The organism is Paraburkholderia sp. RL17-380-BIE-A, from assembly GCF_046028085.1.
Taxonomy (GTDB): domain Bacteria; phylum Pseudomonadota; class Gammaproteobacteria; order Burkholderiales; family Burkholderiaceae; genus Paraburkholderia.
Map to the genome: position 1 here is coordinate 131,014 of NZ_JARESQ010000018.1, position 19,250 is coordinate 150,263.

Annotated in this window: 14 protein-coding genes and 1 tRNA gene; 5 read left to right on the plus strand and 10 right to left on the minus strand. The window is 61.8% G+C overall.

Annotated features, from left to right (window positions below):
- Positions 1-18: 18 nt before the first annotated feature.
- Entirely contained in the window at positions 19-1,419 is a 1,401-nt protein-coding gene (locus tag P0D68_RS27155; protein ID WP_408301708.1) for an N-acetylmuramidase family protein, read from the plus strand.
- The gene (locus P0D68_RS27160; protein WP_408301706.1) at positions 1,403-2,149 is read left to right on the plus strand and encodes a hypothetical protein; all 747 of its coding nucleotides are present in this window, start codon (positions 1,403-1,405) and stop codon (positions 2,147-2,149) included. Before P0D68_RS27155 ends, P0D68_RS27160 begins: the two co-directional genes overlap by 17 nt.
- Before the next feature lie 383 nt (positions 2,150-2,532).
- On the opposite strand, the gene P0D68_RS27165 is transcribed toward P0D68_RS27160, so the two are convergent.
- Together P0D68_RS27165 and P0D68_RS27170 are read right to left on the minus strand one after the other, a co-directional pair.
- Positions 2,533-2,609, minus strand: a tRNA-Met gene (locus P0D68_RS27165).
- A gap of 78 nt (positions 2,610-2,687) precedes the next feature.
- Positions 2,688-2,975 (minus strand): hypothetical protein, encoded by a 288-nt coding sequence (locus P0D68_RS27170; RefSeq protein ID WP_091792866.1) that lies wholly within the window; start codon positions 2,973-2,975, stop codon positions 2,688-2,690.
- A 171-nt stretch (positions 2,976-3,146) separates the two neighbouring features.
- Here P0D68_RS27170 and xth point away from each other — a divergent pair, with 171 nt between their 5' ends.
- Positions 3,147-3,923 (plus strand): exodeoxyribonuclease III, encoded by a 777-nt coding sequence (xth, locus tag P0D68_RS27175; protein WP_408301704.1) that lies wholly within the window; start codon positions 3,147-3,149, stop codon positions 3,921-3,923.
- 45 nt (positions 3,924-3,968) lie between these two features.
- Here xth and P0D68_RS27180 read toward each other — a convergent pair whose 3' ends face one another.
- The 4 genes from P0D68_RS27180 to glnA form a co-directional block, all read right to left on the minus strand.
- Complete coding sequence (locus P0D68_RS27180; protein ID WP_408301702.1) at positions 3,969-6,050, minus strand: prolyl oligopeptidase family serine peptidase; 2,082 nt, start codon at positions 6,048-6,050, stop codon at positions 3,969-3,971.
- 154 nt (positions 6,051-6,204) lie between these two features.
- A complete protein-coding gene (ntrC, locus tag P0D68_RS27185) occupies positions 6,205-7,719 on the minus strand; it encodes a nitrogen regulation protein NR(I) (RefSeq protein WP_091792863.1) in 1,515 nt (504 codons plus the stop codon).
- A 35-nt stretch (positions 7,720-7,754) separates the two neighbouring features.
- Complete coding sequence (gene glnL, locus P0D68_RS27190; RefSeq protein ID WP_091792862.1) at positions 7,755-8,897, minus strand: nitrogen regulation protein NR(II); 1,143 nt, start codon at positions 8,895-8,897, stop codon at positions 7,755-7,757.
- A gap of 199 nt (positions 8,898-9,096) precedes the next feature.
- Positions 9,097-10,512: a type I glutamate--ammonia ligase gene (glnA, locus tag P0D68_RS27195; RefSeq protein ID WP_091792861.1), complete on the minus strand. Its 1,416-nt coding sequence runs from the start codon at positions 10,510-10,512 to the stop codon at positions 9,097-9,099.
- Between the two features lie 441 nt (positions 10,513-10,953).
- Here glnA and P0D68_RS27200 point away from each other — a divergent pair, with 441 nt between their 5' ends.
- Entirely contained in the window at positions 10,954-11,418 is a 465-nt protein-coding gene (locus P0D68_RS27200; RefSeq protein WP_091792860.1) for a rhodanese-like domain-containing protein, read from the plus strand.
- 263 nt (positions 11,419-11,681) lie between these two features.
- On the opposite strand, the gene P0D68_RS27205 is transcribed toward P0D68_RS27200, so the two are convergent.
- From P0D68_RS27205 to P0D68_RS27220, 4 genes are all read right to left on the minus strand, one after another.
- Entirely contained in the window at positions 11,682-12,518 is an 837-nt protein-coding gene (locus P0D68_RS27205) for a competence/damage-inducible protein A (protein ID WP_408187248.1), read from the minus strand.
- 30 nt (positions 12,519-12,548) lie between these two features.
- Entirely contained in the window at positions 12,549-13,382 is an 834-nt protein-coding gene (locus P0D68_RS27210) for an EI24 domain-containing protein (protein ID WP_091792858.1), read from the minus strand.
- Between the two features lie 201 nt (positions 13,383-13,583).
- Entirely contained in the window at positions 13,584-14,582 is a 999-nt protein-coding gene (locus P0D68_RS27215; protein ID WP_091792857.1) for a sterol desaturase family protein, read from the minus strand.
- A gap of 58 nt (positions 14,583-14,640) precedes the next feature.
- On the minus strand, positions 14,641-15,660 hold the full coding sequence (locus tag P0D68_RS27220; RefSeq protein ID WP_408301698.1) for a YVTN family beta-propeller repeat protein: 1,020 nt from the start codon (positions 15,658-15,660) through the stop codon (positions 14,641-14,643).
- Positions 15,661-16,252: 592 nt separating this feature from the next.
- Between P0D68_RS27220 and P0D68_RS27225 the strand changes: the two genes are divergently transcribed.
- Positions 16,253-19,108 (plus strand): YadA-like family protein, encoded by a 2,856-nt coding sequence (locus P0D68_RS27225; RefSeq protein ID WP_408301696.1) that lies wholly within the window; start codon positions 16,253-16,255, stop codon positions 19,106-19,108.
- The last annotated feature ends 142 nt before the right edge of the window (positions 19,109-19,250 follow it).

A 19,250-nucleotide genomic window follows, 5' to 3' on the forward strand; every position in this document is an offset into this window, starting at 1 on the left:
ACGAACCTGCAAGAACCTATGGCTCATCACAAGCATCCAGCAAGTCAGCCGAAGGCATCGGCTGCGCCCTACGTGCAAGCTACCCTTGTCTTTCGTGACGTCCTGCAGAAGCCCATTGAAGGACTCTCCGTGCAGATCAAGGCGGGTGCGGGCGCGCGGCCCGCTCCGCAATGGGCAACAGGCGCGCAGACCGACGCTGTCGACGCATCGGCACCGCTAGCCACGTCCGCTCCCGCTGTCGCCTCCGCGGCTACCGCGCCTCCTCCGCCTGCAATTGCAAACACCATTGAAGCGACAACGGACAAAGACGGCTACGCGATCACGATTCGCAATGCCGCACGCAACCAGCCGATTGACGTGCTGGTGAAGAACCGTCGAGGCGAGTTCGTCTGGAAGGCCACGGTCACACCGAAGAAAGACATCAGCGTATTTACGGTCACCAGCCCCGAATACCACCTGGAAGCCACGACGAAGCTCACGCCAAAGGAGGAATTCGAGCAGGAGTTGAATCTTCCTGTCGTGAAACACGGTGAAGTCATGACCATCGAGCGGCTCGTGGGCGAGTTTGGGCCTTATATCGGTTGGTCGCAGAAAGTCACTGAGCAAGGCAAAGTCAAAAAGGATACGCCGACACGTCATAAGGAAACCACGATCGACGACAAGACGAAAAAGGAAAAGACGACCGTGACCATTGACCACCACTATACGATTGTCGATACCGGCAAGCCGACCACTGTCGCATTTAACGTGCTCGGATCGAAGCTCAACTATCCCAAAACGCTCGAAATAAGCGAGAAGAAATACGCTGAGGCGGCGAAGACTCTCGGCTGTGAGACGGCTGCCATCAAGGCGGTCGCGATGACCGAAAGCGATGGGGTGGGATTCTGTGACAACGGCTTGCCAAAAATTCGCTACGAACGTCATGTCTTCTTTCGATCCCTCTTGCCGAAGGACAAGAGAAATGAAAAGCCGGCTTTATTAAAAAAGCAGCCGAATCCTTTCCCGGCATTTCCTAATCTTTGCCTGCCGATTCAAGGCGGATACACGGCTGGCGAAACTGACGACCATGGCTGGTCGCACAGCGATGAAAAAGTCATGCACCAATACGAGCGGTTTGTTCAGGCATGCGCGCTGAATCGTGACGCCGCAATAATGGCCTGCTCATGGGGAGCATTCCAGGTGTTGGCCTTTTTCTACGAAGAAATGGGCTACGCAAGTCCCATCGAGTTAGCCAACCTCGAAATGCAGGGCGTTGACGAGCAATTTGATCTTTTTGTCGCCTACGTCAACATGAACAGTTCAGCAAAAAAAGCCCTGCAAGACAAGAACTGGGAGTCTTTTGCATATTATTACAACGGCCAGCATTACCCTCAAAAATATCCTGACTCGATGAGAAAATTTTATGAAAAATTCAAATAGAGGGCTTTTCAAAGCGATTGCATCCTGCTTCCTTATGTTGGCCTGCCAAATCGCCACCGCCGGTGTCGCCACGACATACGACGAACTGAGTTTCGTAACGTATCAGTCGGGAGAGGATATCGTCGGCTATTACCGCGCCCAGGAAACCCCATTCTCATGCGGGTTCCTGTTCATGGCGAACAGAGATGAGGGAGTCAAAAGCGCGGACGGAACAGAGGTGTTGCGAATGAAGACGTTCGACTTCATTCCCTATAAAGGAGTGTTCTCCTATGCTCAACGCGACCCACGGGCGGAAATCGACGGCACGCTGTATCTGCACGACAATGAAATCGCGCTAAAAACAGATCGTCCGCACGCGGGGTGTCAGAGTGCAGCGGGCTTGTTTAATGCGGCGCCCGGAGAACGTGGCGCAAGTCAGTATTCGGCGACTGAACGATTCGACGCCGTTGGTATCGCCGTTTCCACCAACAAGACCTATTTCTATGAAAAACCGGGCATCGGCAAACGGCGACAGTATATTTTGCCAGGAGATCTCGTCACATTACTTAGCCGGCGCGAAGGTTACTCGTACGCGCGATACGTGAGTCCCGATATGTCGATTGACGAAACAGACTCTCGTAAGATCGTGACCGGATGGCTTCGCAACCGCGACTTGACCAACCCCTTCCCTGCTTCCGCGGCAAGCGAGTCGGTACGAACGACCAAGATAGGGAGACAGGACAATGATTGAGCTGGTGCGGCTCAGGTGACGCCATCCATCGCGAACGCAGCGTACGGCGCGAATTTGCGTTAATCCGCGCCCGCGTCTGGCGCGCGGTGGTGTAGCGCGTTGAGATCGCTCACGACGATCAAGTGATATCCCTTCCTTTGCAAGCCCGCTGCCGCGAATGGTTGCAATGCACGCACTTTCGCACGAGCAGTTGTCGAATGCGTTAGCCAGCGGGTCTCAATAGGTCAGATGCGGAAAACAAAAAACCCGCCGTAGCGGGTTTGATGTTTTGCGATATCTTGCGATTTTTTTGGACACTCACGCCTGAACTACATGACGATTGCCCTGCAAGCAATGAACCTTTTGCATGCCACCCAGCTATCGCAACACTCACTACTGGGCTTTGGTTGCGGGGGTAGGATTTGAACCTACGACCTTCGGGTTATGAGCCCGACGAGCTGCCAGACTGCTCCACCCCGCGTCAGAGAAAACGAATTGTATAGAGATGTTCCCAATACGTCAAACAAACGCGCGAATTATTTCGCGCTCGCGAAACGACTCACAGATCCTGGACCGTCGCGCCTTCCACCTTGCCGTCGATGATATCAGCGCCGTACTGGCTCGCGCTACGCTTGGCCACGCCAAAATCGGAAAACGTGGACGGCCGCACGAGACGAAACACGCGGCTCGCCGTCGAGCCGCTAATCGCGCCGGGCCGGCAAACGCGTACCGCAACGTCGTAACCTTCGGCATGACGCTTGTGGCCATCGAACTTGTCGAACGTCCGCGAAAACACCAACGGGTGCACTTCGAAGTCCTTATAAAGAGCCGGATAAAGTTCAGCCATGATGCCTCCCCCGATGCGCAAGAATGCGAGTGTGTGTGATCCCACTATACGCCGCAGCGGGACGGCACCGCCCTTTTATTTTCGTTGCCGCGCCAGGGCCATTTTCACCGCCCCCTCTTCCGCGCGATAAGATGCGGGACTATCGGAATCACGCAAGCTTGTGAGAATGTCATGAAAATCGCCACCTGGAACGTCAACTCCCTCAAAGTCCGCCAGCAGCATGTGATCGACTGGCTCGAAACCAGCGGCACCGACGTGTTGTGCCTTCAGGAACTGAAGTTGCCGGACGAAAAATTTCCCCGCGCCGAACTCGCGGAGAAAGGTTACCGGAGCTGGTTTGCCGGTCAGAAGACTTACAACGGCGTCGGCATTCTGGTGCGCGACGGCCTGACGGTCGACGAAGACAGCGTCGTGCGCAACATTCCCGGGTTCGAGGATCCGCAGCAACGCGTAATTGCAGCGACCATTGAAGGCACGCGCGTTATCTCCGCCTACTTCCCGAACGGCCAGGCACCGGGCACCGACAAGTTCGCCTACAAGCTGCGCTGGCTCGCCGCACTGCACGACTGGATCGCGAGCGAGATGGCATTGCATCCGAGGCTCGCGCTGCTCGGCGACTACAACATCGCGCCGGAAGATCGCGACGTGCACGATCCGAAAGCGTGGGAGGGCCAGAATCTGGTGTCGCCCGAGGAGCGCGCGGAGTTCGTGCGCCTGATCGAACTTGGCCTCGTCGACGCATTCCGCCAGTTCGAGCAGCCGGAGAAGCTCTACTCGTGGTGGGACTACCGGATGATGGCGTTTCGCCGTAACGCCGGGTTGCGCATCGATCACATTCTGCTGTCGAAGGCGCTGGCTGAAGTGTGCTCGTCATGCGACATCGACAAGGTGCCCCGCAAGTGGGATCAGCCGTCGGACCACGCGCCGGTTGTCGCGCAACTCGGCTGACGCTCGCCTGGCCGACTGACTGGACCTCACGCGCCCGCAAGGCGCTCAGGTGGCGCGCCGCTCGCCGTCACCCAGGCACGACCACAAGAACTCGAGGACAAGAGCGTCCTGCTCCGCCATTTGCAGCCCGTCCGCGGCTGCGTGGCCGCCCTGCGTGTCCTCGAAGTACCAGACCTGCACGGCGCCGAGCGCCTGCATTCGTGCGGCCATCTTGCGGGCATGGCCGGGGTGCACGCGGTCGTCGTCGGTGGATGTCATGAACAGCACGGGCGGGTACTGCAGGTCAGCCGACACCCGATGGTAAGGCGAATACGCGGCGAGCACGCTCGCGTCCTCAGGAACATCCGGATCGCCGTATTCTTCGAGCCATGATGCCCCTGCGTGCAGAAGATGGTAGCGGCTCATGTCCAGCAGCGGCATCTGACTGACCACGGCACCGAACAACTCGGGCCGTTGCACCATGCACGCCGCCACCAGCAGGCCACCGTTGCTACCGCCCTGAATGCCCAGTTGCGCAGGCGTCGTCACCCCGGTGTCAATGAGCGCCTGCGCGACAGCGATGAAGTCGTCGAACGCGCGCTGCCGGTTGGGACCCACCGCCGCGGTATGCCAGGCAGGGCCGAACTCCCCGCCACCACGCGTATTCGCCACCACGTAGACACCGCCGGCCTCCAACCAACCGAGACCGACCCCGCTCATGTAGCCCGGCGTCAGCGAAATCGCGAAGCCGCCATACCCGTTCAGCAAACACGGCCGCGGTTGCTCTGTGCGCTCTCGCGGCCCGATCACGGTATAGGGCACCCGGGTGCCGTCCGCCGACACCGCATGAGCGCGCGTCACCGCGAAAGGCGTGGCATCGAAACTGGCAGGGTATCGGTCAATCAATTGCCACTGCGAGAGATCATCCTGCGCGAGATCGACAATCCAGCAACCACCCGGCTGAAGATAGTCCTCCACACTGACATACGCCTCGTCGCCGATGGTCGACTCGATCGGCGAAACACCGACCTGCACGTTCTCCTGCAATGGAAACTCGCGCGATATCCACTCCCAGGACGCATCGCCCGACGGTCTTGCATGCCACAGAACCGTGCGCTGCTGCACGTCGTCGAGATATGAAACGATCAGCTGGTGCTGCGTGATCGAGTAGCCGCAGCCCGAAGTTGTCGGCGTGGGCACGAAGAGTGGCACGCAATCGCGCTCGCCGCGCAAGAATGCCGCCTCGCGAACGGCGAGCAATGTCCCGCCGGCATAGACCACCCCGCCGCAATCCCAGGGAAGGCGCGGTTGAAGCAGCAGCCAGCCGGCCCACGCCTCGATTGCGACGTGCGTCGGCGCGTCGAAACGCTGCCACTCCTGCGAAGCGGAAAGATAGTAGGTCTCCGAATCAAATGAATCGACGGCGACGGACAGCGCGTGGCGCCGATCGACGTGATCGTAAAAGGCGCAAACCGAGACATCGTCGAATTCTGCGCGGAACACGACCGGTGCGTCCGTTATCGGTGTGTCGCGCGCCCAGCGCCGCACTTCGCGCGGGTAGCCGGAACGCGTCAGACTCGCGCCGCCGTTGTCCCAAGCAACATAGACAGTGTCACGGTCGATCCAGAAAATCGAATGCTTGCCTGGTCCGGGAAGCGCGAATCCATCGTCGACGAAACGCAGTGTTTCCAGATCGAACTCGCGCACGACGAGCGCATCCGACCCACCGGCCGAGAGGAAAATCAGCGCCCGGTCGCCATCCGGATCGAGAATCTTCTCGTCGACGCACACCCACGGCATCTGCTCTTCTTCGCAAAGCAGATCGAGATCGAGTAATGTCTGCCAGTCGGATTGGCCTGCACGCCAATTCGCCCATAAAGTGCGGCGCCAGATACCTCGGGGATTGTGTTCGTCCTGCCAGAGATCGTAAGCCCAATCCCGCCATCGCCCGGGGATGACCGGGCGATCGTCACGCAAGTAAATCGCGGCGAGCCGGTCTTTGGACGCGCCAAAGCGCGCCCCGCTCCCCCATGCCGCAAGCGTACGCGCGTTCTGCCGCTCCACCCAATCGAGCACCACCGGATCGTCGAGCGCTTCGAGTGCGAGGAAGGTGTCGGGCGAAAGAGGCCAGGAAAACGGCGTCGACATAACGGCTCCCGAAATAGAAAGGAGAACCGATTATGCGGCCCGCTCTGCGGGTGAACTCGTTAAGGCGACATCGTGCCGCACCATGCGCGCCAAAGCGCCCATGGTGCCAGGCATCACGTTCAGAATAGATAGGATTACCGACCAGGCAATCCCCTTAAGGCTCGAGATTCAGTTCCTGAATCTTGCGAGTAATCGTATTGCGGCCGATGCCAAGACGCTCGGCCGCTTCCACCTTGCGGCCGCGCGTGAAGTCCAGCGCCTCGCGAATCACCGCTGCTTCGAACCGGCGCGCGAGTTCGTCCATGACGTCCGCCGCGTTCTCGCGCAACATGCGCGCGACTTCGGTGCGCAAGCCACCTTCCCAGGCGCTGACAGGACTCGCAACCGGCAATCCGCCCGCCGCGGCCGGATGCACCGCAGCGCTCGCGCCGTTGACCGGCGCGCCGCCGGCCAGGCTCGCCTCCCCCGCACCGATCGCGCCGCCACCACCAGCCAGATCGGTCACGCCTGCTTGCGCGGGTCCGAGGTCGGGCGGCAAGTCCTTGATCTCGATCGTCTGCGCGGGCGCCATCACCGTCAGCCAGTTGGCGAGGTTCTCCAACTGACGCACGTTGCCCGGAAACGGCAGCGAAGCGAGATAGGCCAGCGCCTCTTCGGACACGCGCTTCGGCTCGACGCCGAGATCGCGCGCGCTCTTTTGCAGGAAGTGGCGCGTGAGGAGCGGAATGTCTTCGCTACGTTCGCGCAAGGCCGGCAAACGCAAGCGGATCACATTGAGACGGTGATACAAGTCTTCCCGAAACAGACCCTGACGAACACGCGATTCGAGATTCTGGTGCGTCGCCGCGATCACGCGCACATTGGCGCGCAGCGGATTGTGGCCGCCGACGCGATAAAACTGACCGTCCGACAGCACGCGCAACAACCGCGTCTGCAAATCGAACGGCATGTCGCCGATTTCGTCGAGAAAGAGCGTGCCGTTCTCAGCCTGCTCGAAGCGCCCCTGGCGCATGGCCTGCGCGCCGGTGAAAGCGCCCCGCTCATGACCGAACAATTCGGATTCCAACAGATCCTTTGGAATGGCCGCGGTGTTCAGCGCGATGAAGGGACCGTTCGCGCGTGGGCTATGTCGGTGCAACGCACGCGCGACCAGTTCCTTCCCGGTGCCTGATTCGCCGGTAATGAGCACGGTTGCGGCAGAATGGGACAGTCGGCCGATCGCGCGAAACATGTCCTGCATGGCCGGCGCCTGGCCGAGCATTTCCGGTGTTTCGGTGACGCGCTCGTCCCACGTCTGTTCGCCGCGCATGCTTTCGTCCACCGCGCGGCGAATCAGTTCGACCGCCTTGTCGACGTCGAAAGGTTTGGCGAGGTATTCGAACGCGCCGCCCTGGAATGCGGCGACCGCGCTATCCAGATCGGAGAATGCCGTCATGATGATGACGGGTAAGCCCGGCACCTTGTCACGGACGGTTTGCAGCAATTCGAGGCCCGAGCCGCCAGGCATCCGGATATCGGAAACCAGCACCTGCGGGCTGTCGTGATCGAGCGCGGCCGACGCTTCGCGCACGTTCGCGAAGCTGCGGGTCGCGAAGTTTTCGCGAGCCAGTGCTTTTTCGAGCACCCAGCGAATCGATTGATCGTCGTCTACTATCCAGATCGGCTTCATATGGGTCGGTCAGAAGTCTTGAGATACATATCGTGTTAGCAGTCGAGCGGCAGCAGAATCTGAAACTCGGTATGGCCCGGGCGGCTATCCACTTCGATCAAACCGTCGTGCTGCTGCACGAATGTCTGCGCGAGCGTCAGTCCGAGACCACTGCCGTCCTCGCGCCCCGACACGAGCGGATAGAAAATGCGGTCACGGATTTCTTCGGGAATGCCTGGGCCGTTGTCAGTAATACGCAAGTCCAATGCCAGCTTACATAAACGTTTCGACACGGTGATCTTGCGGGCCACGCGAGTGCGCAATTCGATCCGCGCATCGCCTTGCGAAATCCGTTCGCGCAATGCTTCGGCCGCGTTGCGCACGATGTTCAGGAGCGCCTGGATCAGTTGCTCCTTGTCGCCGCGCAGGTCCGGCACGCTCACGTCGTAATCGCGCTCGATGGTGAGGCCGCGCGGAAACTCCGCGAGAATCACCTGGCGCACGCGCTCGCACACCTCGTGAATGTTCACGTCGCCGACGATATGCGGATGGCGGTGCGGTTCGAGCAAACGGTCGACCAGCGTTTGCAGCCGATCCGATTCCTTGATGATGACCTGCGTGTACTCGCGCAACTCATCGCGCTGACGCTCGCCGAGTTCGAACTCGAGCAGTTGCGCCGCACCGCGAATCCCGCCCAGCGGATTCTTGATTTCGTGCGCGAGATTGCGGATCAGTTGCTTGTTGACCGCCGTGAGGTCGTTGATGCGCTCCTCACGGTCGGTGCGTAAATGCCGCTCGTTCTCGAACAGTTCGAGCAGCACATAGTCTTGCGCGCTTTCCAGAAAGCCGACGATCGCATGCACATGCAGCGGCTCGTGGCCCGGACGTTCGAGCACGGCGTCCAGATGCGTCGCGTGAAAACGGTGGGCGGCGATCGCGGAAATGGTCGCGACCAGTTCGTCGGCATTCGAAAAGATGTCCGGCCACGCCATCTGCGTGAGTTGCCGGCGCGAGAGATCCAGCATCGACTCCGCTGACGGATTCGCAAACGCGACGCGCAGCGTGCGCTTTTCGAGCACCAGCACAACCGTCGGCAACGCCTCGAAGCCGGGCAGCAATCCGGAGCTGACGAGTTGAGCGTCGTCCGAGAGCGTCTGCTCGTGCCCTTTCCTTGCCTTGATCAGATTCTTTAGAACCATCTTGCAGTCTGGCCGATAGGAGATGGTGATAAATCAGGTAGTCCGCGTGTTGCCTTGCTCGATACCTCTACCACGCCCGTACGCCGCAAACGTTGTGCTCGGCCTAACAAAAAAGGGACGGCGCCGCCGTCCCTTCGTGACCGATCGCGAGCGTCGGGCAAAGCGCTTCGCCGTGTGAAGGGCGAAGCGCCATTGCCGCTTACAGCGAGTAGTACATTTCGAATTCGATCGGGTGCACCGACTGACGATAGCGTTGCAGCTCGCCCGTCTTCAGTTCGATGTACGCGTCGAGCATCGAATCCGTGAACACGCCACCGCGCGTCAGGAACTCGCGGTCGCCGTCCAGCGCGTCCAGAGCCTGGTCGAGGCCGGCGCACACGGTCGGGATCTTTGCATCCTCTTCCGGCGGCAGGTCGTACAGGTTCTTGTCGGCGGCTTCGCCCGGGTGAATCTTGTTCTGCACGCCGTCCAGACCCGCCATCATCAGCGCGGAGAAGCACAGGTACGGATTCGCCATCGGATCCGGGAAACGCGTTTCGATACGGCGGCCCTTCGGGTTCGACACGTGCGGAATGCGGATCGACGCCGAACGGTTGCGTGCCGAGTAAGCCAGCTTGACCGGTGCTTCGAAGTGCGGCACGAGGCGCTTGTACGAGTTCGTCGACGGGTTCGTGATCGCGTTCAGCGCGCGAGCATGCTTGATGATGCCGCCGATGTAGAACAGCGCGAATTCCGACAGACCTGCGTAACCGTTGCCTGCGAACAGGTTCGTGCCGTCTTTCCAGATCGACTGGTGAACGTGCATGCCCGAACCGTTGTCACCGACCACCGGCTTCGGCATGAACGTTGCCGTCTTGCCGTACGTGTGCGCGACGTTGTGGATGATGTACTTCATTTGCTGCAGCCAGTCAGCGCGTTGCACCAGCGTCGAGAACTTCGTGCCGATTTCGTTCTGGCCTTGGCCCGCGACTTCGTGGTGGTGCACTTCGACCGGAATGCCGATCTGTTCGAGCAGCAGACACATTTCCGAACGGATGTCCTGGAACGTGTCGACCGGAGCGACCGGAAAATAGCCGCCCTTCGTGCCCGGACGGTGGCCGGTGTTGCCGCCTTCGAAGTCCATCGACGACGACCACGGTGCTTCTTCCGAACCGATCTTGACGAACGTGCCCGACTGATCCGTGCCCCACTTGATCGAGTCGAAAATGAAGAATTCGGGTTCCGGACCGAAGAATGCCGTGTCGCCGAGGCCCGTGCTCTTCAGATACGCTTCAGCGCGCTTTGCCAGCGAGCGCGGGTCGCGCTCATAGCCCTTGCCGTCCGCCGGTTCGACGACGTCGCAGGTCAGCACGAGGGTCGATTCTTCGTAGAACGGGTCGATGAAGGCCGTGTTCGCGTCCGGGACCAGCAACATGTCCGATGCTTCGATGCCTTTCCAGCCGGCAATCGACGAACCGTCAAACGCATGGCCGCTTTCGAACTTGTCTTCATCGAATGCCGACACCGGCACCGAAACGTGTTGCTCTTTGCCGCGCGTGTCGGTGAAACGGAAGTCGACAAACTTGACGTCTTCGTCTTTGACGAGTTGAACGACGTCGGCCACGGATTTACTCATAACCTATCTCCTGATTAACGAATTCGGCGGATTCAGCCGCCGCCCAATCTAGCTGACCCGTCCCGGCACGTCCACCCCTCAATGCCTCAGGATGAATATAAAACTATGCTCGGACAAATCGATCGGCACCAATAAAGCAGCTTCTGTGCCATGTATGCGCCAACCCGGCGCAAAACCACACCACGCGCGCGTTTGCGGGGAATGGGCGCACCGCGCCACATGCAGCCCTAAAAACTTTGGGCTCTGCGTCGCACCAAATACGTGCATTCGCCAAATCGGCAACATTCATCTTCTTTATTTTGGTGCATGCACGGAAATTTGCACCAAGTTCGCGCGCACCTCCCGTCGCGACGATCACGCCGTTCTGCGCCGTTCGAGCCATGCATGCGCGACCTTGCCGCGCGCTAGAATGATTATTTGGTCCGAAGGAGATTTGCGCTCATGAGCTCGCTCGAACAGTTGTACGCAGTCGCGGACAAGCGCCGCAACGAGAACCAGTTGCCGTACGCGGGCGCAGTGTCGCCGGCGGAAGCATTCGAACTGTTGCAGCTCGATCCGCGCGCCCGCCTCGTCGACGTGCGTACCCGCGCCGAACTCGATTGGGTCGGCCGGCCGGTTATCGGCGACGGACAATACGCGCATGTCGAATGGACACGTTATCCGGGCGCGGTGCCGAATCAGGAGTTCCTCCAGCAATTGAATCAGGTGGCCACGCCCGATACGCCGGTGCTGTTCCTGTGCCGCAGCGCGGCGCGCTCCAAGCTCGCCGCGATTGCCGCCACGCAAGCCGGCTTCAACAAGGCATACGACCTGCTGGAAGGCTTCGAAGGCGACAAGGACGGCCAAGGGCATCGTAAGACAGTGTCGGGCTGGTGCTTTCGCGGGTTGCCGTGGATCGGCGCATGAATGACGGGATGTCGCACCGCGATTGCGGCCTCGTTTTTGCCTGAAGTGTTCGCGCAGGTGTTGCCTGATCCCTGGCTGTTGCCGAGGTTCGTCGAGGCCGGTGCAATACCGCCTTGATGCGGGCGCGCCTGTGAGAACAGGCACATCGTCTGCGCCGAATGTGACAGGCCGATGATGCGCTCAAGCCGCGCTCGAATCGAAGACGCGCGCGGTGAAAAACGGGCGCCGCAGCGCCCGAACCCACCTGAAAAATGCCGCGCGGCTCAGGCGCGCGGTTTCGCCGCCGCAGCCGCCGCCTCGGGTTCGACGATATCGCCGCCCAGCAGGTGCACCCCCTCGCGCAGCTTGACGAACGCCGCCGCTACCGCCTCGGGCTCGCCCTTCACACCCAGATCGATGTGATGCCGCGCGTACACGCCGCCGCGTTCCGCATCGCCCACGCTCGGCAGGCTGAAGACGCGCACGCCCGGGAAATCGTGTTCGATCTTTTCCATCAGCGGCGTGAGGCGCGACTCCGGCAACTCGAACACCAGTAGCGACTTCTCCGCGTGCGGCATGGCGTGATGCAGATGCGCGTACTGCGTATCCAGCACCCATTCGATCATCGGCCACGCCATGACCGGAAAGCCCGGCACGAAGTGATGCTGGCGAATCGAAAAGCCCGGGATCTTGTTGTAGCCGTTCGGAATGATCGACGCGCCCTGCGGATAAGTGCCCATATTCAGACGATGCAGGTTCTCCGGCGACTGCAGATCGAGCGGCGCCGCCGAGTTAGCCGGATGCATGTCGCGGATGCGCTCCTGAATCAGCCTCGCGGCCTCCGGGTGCAGTTCGAGCGGCACACCGAGCGCGGCCGCCGCGCATTGGCGCGTGTGGTCGTCCGGCGTGGCACCGATGCCGCCCGTGGAGAACACGATATCGCCCGAAGCGAACGTGCGCCGCAGCGTCGCCGTGATGCGCTCGGGGTCGTCGCCGATGTATTCCGCCCAGCCGAGCGACAGCCCACGCGCGCCGAGCAATTCGATGACCTTCGGCAGATGCTTGTCGATACGCCTGCCGGACAGGATTTCATCGCCGATGATGATGACGCCAAATGCCATTGCCGCCTCTTTTGCTTAGTCAGTAATTGATCAGTAAGGAACCGGCGCCGCGTGCCGCACGCCGCCGTGCTCTTCCGCGCGCATGCGTTGCAGCGCGCGCAAACAGTAGTAGCCGAACCACAGCGCCGAGAAGACGAGGATGAACGCATAGATCCAGATCGTCACGGCCGTGATCACCGGGAACAGCACGATCAGCCAGACCGACGACGCCCACAGCAGCGTGGGCAGCGAACCCAGCAAACCGCTCGCAATGCCGATCAGCAGCAGCGGCAGGCGGAATCGCCGCACCAGCGCGCGCCGCTCGTCGCGCGTGGCATGCAGCGCGAGCGCGTCGTAGGTCATCACACGATACGTGAGCCAGCCCCACAGCAGCGGCGGAATCAGCGCGAAGAACGGCGGCACGAGCCACAGCGGCAGCGTGACGATCAGCAGCACCAGACACACCAGCGTGGTCCATAACGCCTGAGCGAGGCTACCGTACCACGTTCCGCCGCGACGCATTTCCAGGCTGGGGAATTGGCGCGCGGACAGGAAGCGGATCACCGAGGGCATCGACAGCGTGGCGATCAGCAACAGCACGGTGACGACGATCAGCGGAATCGCCATCGCGATCACGATAAACGGCGCGATCGCCGTGTGCAGCGCCGCAAAACCCAGCCAGTCGAACAGATGATAAAGCGTGAGCGTGAACGACCAACCTTCGAGCCAGGTGCGGGTCGCGCCGATCAGCGTCTGCCAGGAAAACCACAGGATCACGCCCCACCCGACCGTTGCCGCGAGAAACGGCATGAAGGTCAGCCAGAGCATGCGCGGGTGGAGCGCGCTTGCGAGCGCGCGCCCGAACGAGCGCAACAGATCATTCATGCGAGCCAGTGCCGGTGAGCGAAACAGTGGACCAAAGAGAACCGCGCGACGAACCGGCCATGCGGCCCGCCGCTCGCCCCACGCAGGGACATCCCGTGGCGCGGCCCTCGAGGGGATTTACCGCGGGACGTGCGCAAACGTGAACAGGATAAACCACGTGACGCGCCGCCGGGGAAACCGGCGGCGTGGGAAGAGGCGCGCTCAAACGGCGGCGGCGTCGTTACTTTCGGTGCGGCGCTTCGGCGAAAGACGCCCGGCGATGCGCACAAAGGCGAGCCAGTGCTGCGCCCAGAAACCGTCGCCATAGCGGCGGCCTTCGAGCTGATCGCTGATGCCCGTCGGCTCCATCTCGCGGCTCCAGGACACGCTGCGAAACAGCATGTCCCACCACGGAAACAGCACGCCGAAGTTGCAACCGTATTTCAAGCCTTCATGACCGTAGCCGATGGCATGGTGACGGCGATGGAAGGTCGGACTGACCAGCAGACGCTCGCCGAGCCAGCCGAAATACAGACGGATGTTCGCATGCTGGACGCTCTGCGCGAGATTCGTGATAGCCACCAGCACGACGAACTGCGACGGCGGCACGCCGATCACCAGCGCGATCACCGCGAAGAACGAGGCCTGCAGCAGACCGTCGAGCAGATGGTTACGGTCGTCGGACCACAGCGACATCTGCTGCTGGCTGTGGTGCACCGCGTGCAGTTCCCACCACACGCCGATCCGGTGTTCCCAGCGGTGATACCAGTAACCGGCGAAGTCGAGCACGAGCAGATACATCACGAACGTGACGAGCGGTTGCGTGGTGACGCCCGGCCACAGATTGTCGAACTCGATATTCGAGATGTTGTGCAGCCGCAGCCACGCCTGCACGTTGTCGAAGAACGGCTGCAGCGCGAAGAAAAAGAACAGGTTGAGAATGCCGAGCTTGGCGATCCACGTGTAGATCACGTCGACGCGCACCGCCTTGCGGCTCTCCCACTGCTCCACCGGACGCAGCGCTTCGAGCGGGCGCAGGATCGCGTACATGGCCAGCACTTCGAAAACGCCCACGATCACCCAATACAGGCTGTCGTAGGTGTCTTCGTCGTAGTCCATCAGGTTGAAGCGGAACAGCAGCGGCTGCACCACGTCGACGTACAGCAACGTCTGCACGGCCGAGACGAAGCTGTCGAGAGAAGAAAAAATCAGATGGAACATGGTGCTGGCCTGTTACTTCATCCGTGTCGGTTCGCCTGGTGCGGCATAAGCCCCTGCATCAGGCGCCGTTCGGCGCCGTGATCGGCGCGCGATTGAAGAAATAGATGCCGTGCGGCGAGCGGCCTACGGCAATCGTCTGGATCAGCTTACGCGTTGTCAGGTCGATGATGCCGACGTGCCTGGCGAAGCGGAACGTAACCCACAGATAGCGTTTGTCGGCGGAAAGTTCCATGTCGTCGGGTCCGGGCATCAAGCCGGTGATGTCGCCGACGTTGGTAAGCGAGTCTTCGTCGATGATGCTGATGGTGCTCGCCACGCGGTTCGACACCGCGACGTGCTTGCCGTCGGCCAGCGAACGGAAGTTATGCGCGCCGTTGCCCGTGTGGATCGTCTTGACGATCTTCTGGTTGCGCCAGTCGACTACCGCGACGTAATCCGCGCCGGTCATACCGATCAGCAGGTATTTCTCGCCCGGCGTCATCCACAGGCCCGCCGGCACCTTGCCGACCTTCATCTTCCACTTGACTGTTTGCGTGGCCAGGTCGATCGCGGCCAGTTCGCCCGAAACCTGCAGCGTGACGAAGACCGTCTTGCTGTCGGCCGTGAACGCCATATGGCTCGGCATGACCGCGAGCGGCAGGCGCGAGGCCAGCGTCATCTGGTTCTTCTGGCCGTCGTAGTGATAGATATCGAGACGGTCCAGACGCAGGCCGGTGGTGACCAGCCATTTGCGGTCAGGCGAGAAGCCGATCTGATAGGGATCTTCGATGTTTTCGACCCACCGTTGCACCTGGCCGGTTTTCGGATCGACGAACATCAGATTGTTCGACACCGAATTCGCGACGATTAGTGACGAATTGTCCGGCGTGGCCATCAGGTGGTGCGGTTCCTTGCCCGTGGGCACGGTGCCGATGACCTGGCGGCTGGTCTCGTCGATCAGGCTCAGCGTGGCTTCGCCGGAGTTGAGCACGATCACGTTGTTGGCGTGGGCCGCCGGAGAAAAAAAACCTGCGGCAGCGACTAGCGCCGTAGCCGCGGCGAACGTGGCAGTCAAGCCGGGAAGAAAAAATTTGCGCATGAAAACTCACTTCGGAGAACAGCCATCATTGTAGAACGTTTGCCAGGGCCAGCGGTTGACGTAGGTCGCTATCCGCGCACAAGAGAAATCGGGGGCGCGATGCCGCCTACCGCCGCTCGCCGGGCGCCATCGCAATGGGCGCTCAAGCCATTCTGAAATGGCCTTCAATGAGTAGCGCGCTTGAGATTTCGAATCTCACGAAAGACACATAAATACAAGAACACACTCAGATTATAAAAATAATTATCAGATCGAATGCGACCATTCCTTGTTTAATTTATTTTCCCACACCAGCGAATCAAGCGTTAAACACACAAAAGGATTTTTCCTCGCTGCCTTCGGATTTAACTGAATTCTCGCCGCACCGCCGGATTGGACAATCCCGCAGCCTCATCGCCCACGCAATCAGCCCGGTGGACGCGCAGGCATGTCGCGGGCGTTTCGTGCGCGCAAAAACTCAAGGCATTGCCAGGAAAACCGAAACCTGCTGGCCTTTATTTTTTGTGCAATTTATCAGGGCGATGAATCCTTAATTGGCTCCCCCGCGTTGATGCGCCGTCCACTTACGCAATACCGCGGAGTTTCTAAAACAATGAATTGCAATAACCCATTGACCTGGTGTGACGCGACGCAAACGTCGCTGGCGGCACCGGCGCCGGCAAGATCGAAGACAAAGCGAGTAACGGCCCGGAAGAAAGCGATTGCCCAGGCAGTACTGCTGCTGACGGTATTGGCAGCGGGCGCGCCGGCGGCGCATGCCGCCACCATCTATTTCGCGGCGGCGCCGTTCAATCCCGCTACGGACACGAATGCGATGGCCATCGGTGCAGGCTCGATTGCAGCGGGTATCGCGGCACAGTCGGTGGGCCCCTATTCCATTGCCTACGGCATGCAGGCGAACGCGGGCGGCAGCCATTCGGCAGCACTCGGCGCGGGCTCGCAAGCGCTGAACGAAAGCTCGATTGCAATGGGCTTTCAGGCCACGGCGGCAGCCGCTTTCTCGATGGCGACGGGCGTGCAGTCGAACGCGCAGGGCTTCGGCTCGATTGCGGCAGGCGTGCAAGCGAGTGCGCTGGGCGACAAATCGAGCGCAACAGGCCTTCAGGCCGATGCCGAGGGCGACAATTCGGTCGCGACCGGCGCGCAAGCAAGGGCGATCGGCACGAGTTCTGTCGCGATCGGCTACCTGTCGACCGCGCTCGGCACGAGTGCCTTCGCGGGCGGCAATCTGGCGCTGGCGGCGGCTGACTACAGCACGGCGATCGGCAATCAGGCCTTCGCGAACGGCGTGGGGGCGATGGCATTGGGCGCGTTCGCGCAAGCGACCGGCGAGAATGCCACCGCGCTCGGCGCCAGTTCGAGTGCCTCGGGAACCGGCTCAGTTGCGCTCGGGGTTAATGCCTCTGCCTCAGGAACAGGCTCGGCCGCGCTCGGCGCCAATTCCGCAGCCTCAGGAGCAGGCGCGGCAGCACTCGGCGCCAATTCCTCTGCCTCAGGACCAGGCTCAGCTGCGCTCGGGGTTAATTCCTCTGCCTCAGGAGCAGGCTCGGCCGCGCTCGGCGCCAATTCCTCTGCCTCAGGAGCAGGCGCGGCAGCACTCGGCGCCAATTCCGCAGCCGCGGGAACAGGCGCGGCCGCGCTCGGCTCCTACGCATCCGCAGCGTCGGCCGGCAGCATCGCGATTGGTTACGCCGCCGTTGCCAACAACGCCGACTCGATTGCGCTCGGCCGTGACGCGCATGCTTCGGCGGACGGTTCGGTCGCCTTGGGCCAGGGTTCGCTGGCCGACCGCGCCAATACCGTCTCAGTCGGCTCCGCAGGCAACGAACGGCAGGTCACGAACGTCGCAGCCGGCACCCAGGCGACCGACGCCGTCAACCTGAGCCAACTGCAAGCCGTTAGCGCAAACGCGTCACGCTATTTCAAGGCAAACGGCCTGAACGACGGAACCGACGACGCATCGGCCACCGGCGCCAACGCAGTCGCCGTCGGCAGTGCGGGGCTCGCCGCGGGACAAGCGAGTGTTGCCGTCGGCACCGGTTCGCAGGCAAACGGCGATTTCAGCACGGCAATCGGCGGCTTCGCCACCGCTCAGGCGGACGGTTCCACTTCTATTGGCAATCAGGCGAGCGCAATGGCGGCCAACTCCAGCGCGCTTGGTTATCAAGCCACGGCCTCAGCAGTCAATTCCACCGCGCTTGGTTATCAAGCCATGGCCTCAGCCACCAACTCCACCGCACTTGGCTATCAAGCCACCGCCTCAGCCGCGAATTCCACCGCGCTCGGCTATCAATCCAGCGCGGTAGCCGCCAACTCCGTCGCACTCGGCCAGGGCTCGATAGCCGACCGGGCGCGCACCGTCTCCGTGGGCGCCGCCGGCCAGGAGCGCCAGATTACGAACGTCGCGGCGGGTGCCGCCGACACCGACGCCGTCAATGTCGCGCAATTGAAAGCCGTGAGCGCCCAAGGCGCGGCCACCGCCGCGAAGCTCGACGGCGCGGTGATGTACGACAAGAACCCCGACGGCAGCGTGAACCGCAACAGCGTCACGCTCGGCGGCGACAACTCGGGTGGCGGCACCGTGCCCACCAGCTTCGCGGCAGGTCTGAACGCGGCGAGCGGCGGCACCATGATTCACAACCTCGCGGCGGGCGTCGCCGGGACCGACGCGGTCAACGTGGATCAGCTGAACGCGGCCATCTCGGGCGCCGTCAACAACGCCGTGGTCGATGCCGCCGATCCGTTCTTCAGCGCGCAAGGCAATCGCGATACCGAAGCCGCCGTGTCATCCGGCGCGCACGCCGTCGCCATGGGCGCGAGCGCTCAGGCCACCGCCGCCAACGCCGTCGCCATGGGTGCCAGCGCGCAGGCCATCGGGTCCAACGCCATCGCCATGGGTGCGAGCGCTCAGGCCACCGGCGCCAACGCGGTCGCCATCGGCGCAAGCTCGGTTGCCAGCGGCAGCAACGCCACCGCGCTCGGGGCGGCGGCGAATGCCGGCGCCGACAACTCCGTCGCGCTAGGCCAGGGCTCGGTCGCCGATCGGGCGAACACGGTGTCGGTCGGTGCGGCGGGGCAGGAGCGTCAGATCACCCAGGTCGCAGCCGGCGTGCAAGCGACCGACGCCGTCAACGTCAGCCAGTTGCAGCAAAGCACCAGTGGCGCGGTCAGCCAGGCGAACAGCTATACCGACGACCAGATCCGCTCGGCTCGCCGCGACGCCTACGGCGGCACGGCATCCGCCATGGCGATGGCCGGTTTGCCGCAGGCTGTGCTACCGGGTCACGGCATGGTCGCCATGGCCGGCGGCACCTATGCCGGCCAGTCGGCGTTCGCCATTGGCGTATCGCAGCTCTCGGAAACGGGCAAGTGGGTCTACAAGCTGCAAGGCACCACGGATTCGCGCGGCCAGTTCGGCGCGTCGATCGGCGCCGGCATGCACTGGTAGGCCAAACCGGCAGGACGAGTCCGGTCAAAGCTCATGGCGGCCATGGGCCGGGGATCGATCTAGCGGGTGTCTCAGGCGCGGGTTCGAACAAAGGCCCGCGCCTTTTGCGCGTGACGTCATTCTCAAAAGGCATGGCGTCGCG

Excerpts from the sequence above, each read along its gene's own strand:
- P0D68_RS27155 (WP_408301708.1), top strand. The coding sequence starts at position 19 with ATGGCTCATCACAAGCATCCAGCAAGTCAGCCGAAGGCATCGGCTGCG.
- P0D68_RS27160 (WP_408301706.1), top strand. The coding sequence starts at position 1,403 with ATGAAAAATTCAAATAGAGGGCTTTTCAAAGCGATTGCATCCTGCTTC.
- P0D68_RS27170 (WP_091792866.1), bottom strand. The coding sequence starts at position 2,975 with ATGGCTGAACTTTATCCGGCTCTTTATAAGGACTTCGAAGTGCACCCG.
- xth (WP_408301704.1), top strand. The coding sequence starts at position 3,147 with ATGAAAATCGCCACCTGGAACGTCAACTCCCTCAAAGTCCGCCAGCAG.
- P0D68_RS27180 (WP_408301702.1), bottom strand. The coding sequence starts at position 6,050 with ATGTCGACGCCGTTTTCCTGGCCTCTTTCGCCCGACACCTTCCTCGCA.
- ntrC (WP_091792863.1), bottom strand. The coding sequence starts at position 7,719 with ATGAAGCCGATCTGGATAGTAGACGACGATCAATCGATTCGCTGGGTG.
- glnL (WP_091792862.1), bottom strand. The coding sequence starts at position 8,897 with ATGGTTCTAAAGAATCTGATCAAGGCAAGGAAAGGGCACGAGCAGACG.
- glnA (WP_091792861.1), bottom strand. The coding sequence starts at position 10,512 with ATGAGTAAATCCGTGGCCGACGTCGTTCAACTCGTCAAAGACGAAGAC.
- P0D68_RS27200 (WP_091792860.1), top strand. The coding sequence starts at position 10,954 with ATGAGCTCGCTCGAACAGTTGTACGCAGTCGCGGACAAGCGCCGCAAC.
- P0D68_RS27205 (WP_408187248.1), bottom strand. The coding sequence starts at position 12,518 with ATGGCATTTGGCGTCATCATCATCGGCGATGAAATCCTGTCCGGCAGG.
- P0D68_RS27210 (WP_091792858.1), bottom strand. The coding sequence starts at position 13,382 with ATGAATGATCTGTTGCGCTCGTTCGGGCGCGCGCTCGCAAGCGCGCTC.
- P0D68_RS27215 (WP_091792857.1), bottom strand. The coding sequence starts at position 14,582 with ATGTTCCATCTGATTTTTTCTTCTCTCGACAGCTTCGTCTCGGCCGTG.
- P0D68_RS27220 (WP_408301698.1), bottom strand. The coding sequence starts at position 15,660 with ATGCGCAAATTTTTTCTTCCCGGCTTGACTGCCACGTTCGCCGCGGCT.
- P0D68_RS27225 (WP_408301696.1), top strand. The coding sequence starts at position 16,253 with ATGAATTGCAATAACCCATTGACCTGGTGTGACGCGACGCAAACGTCG.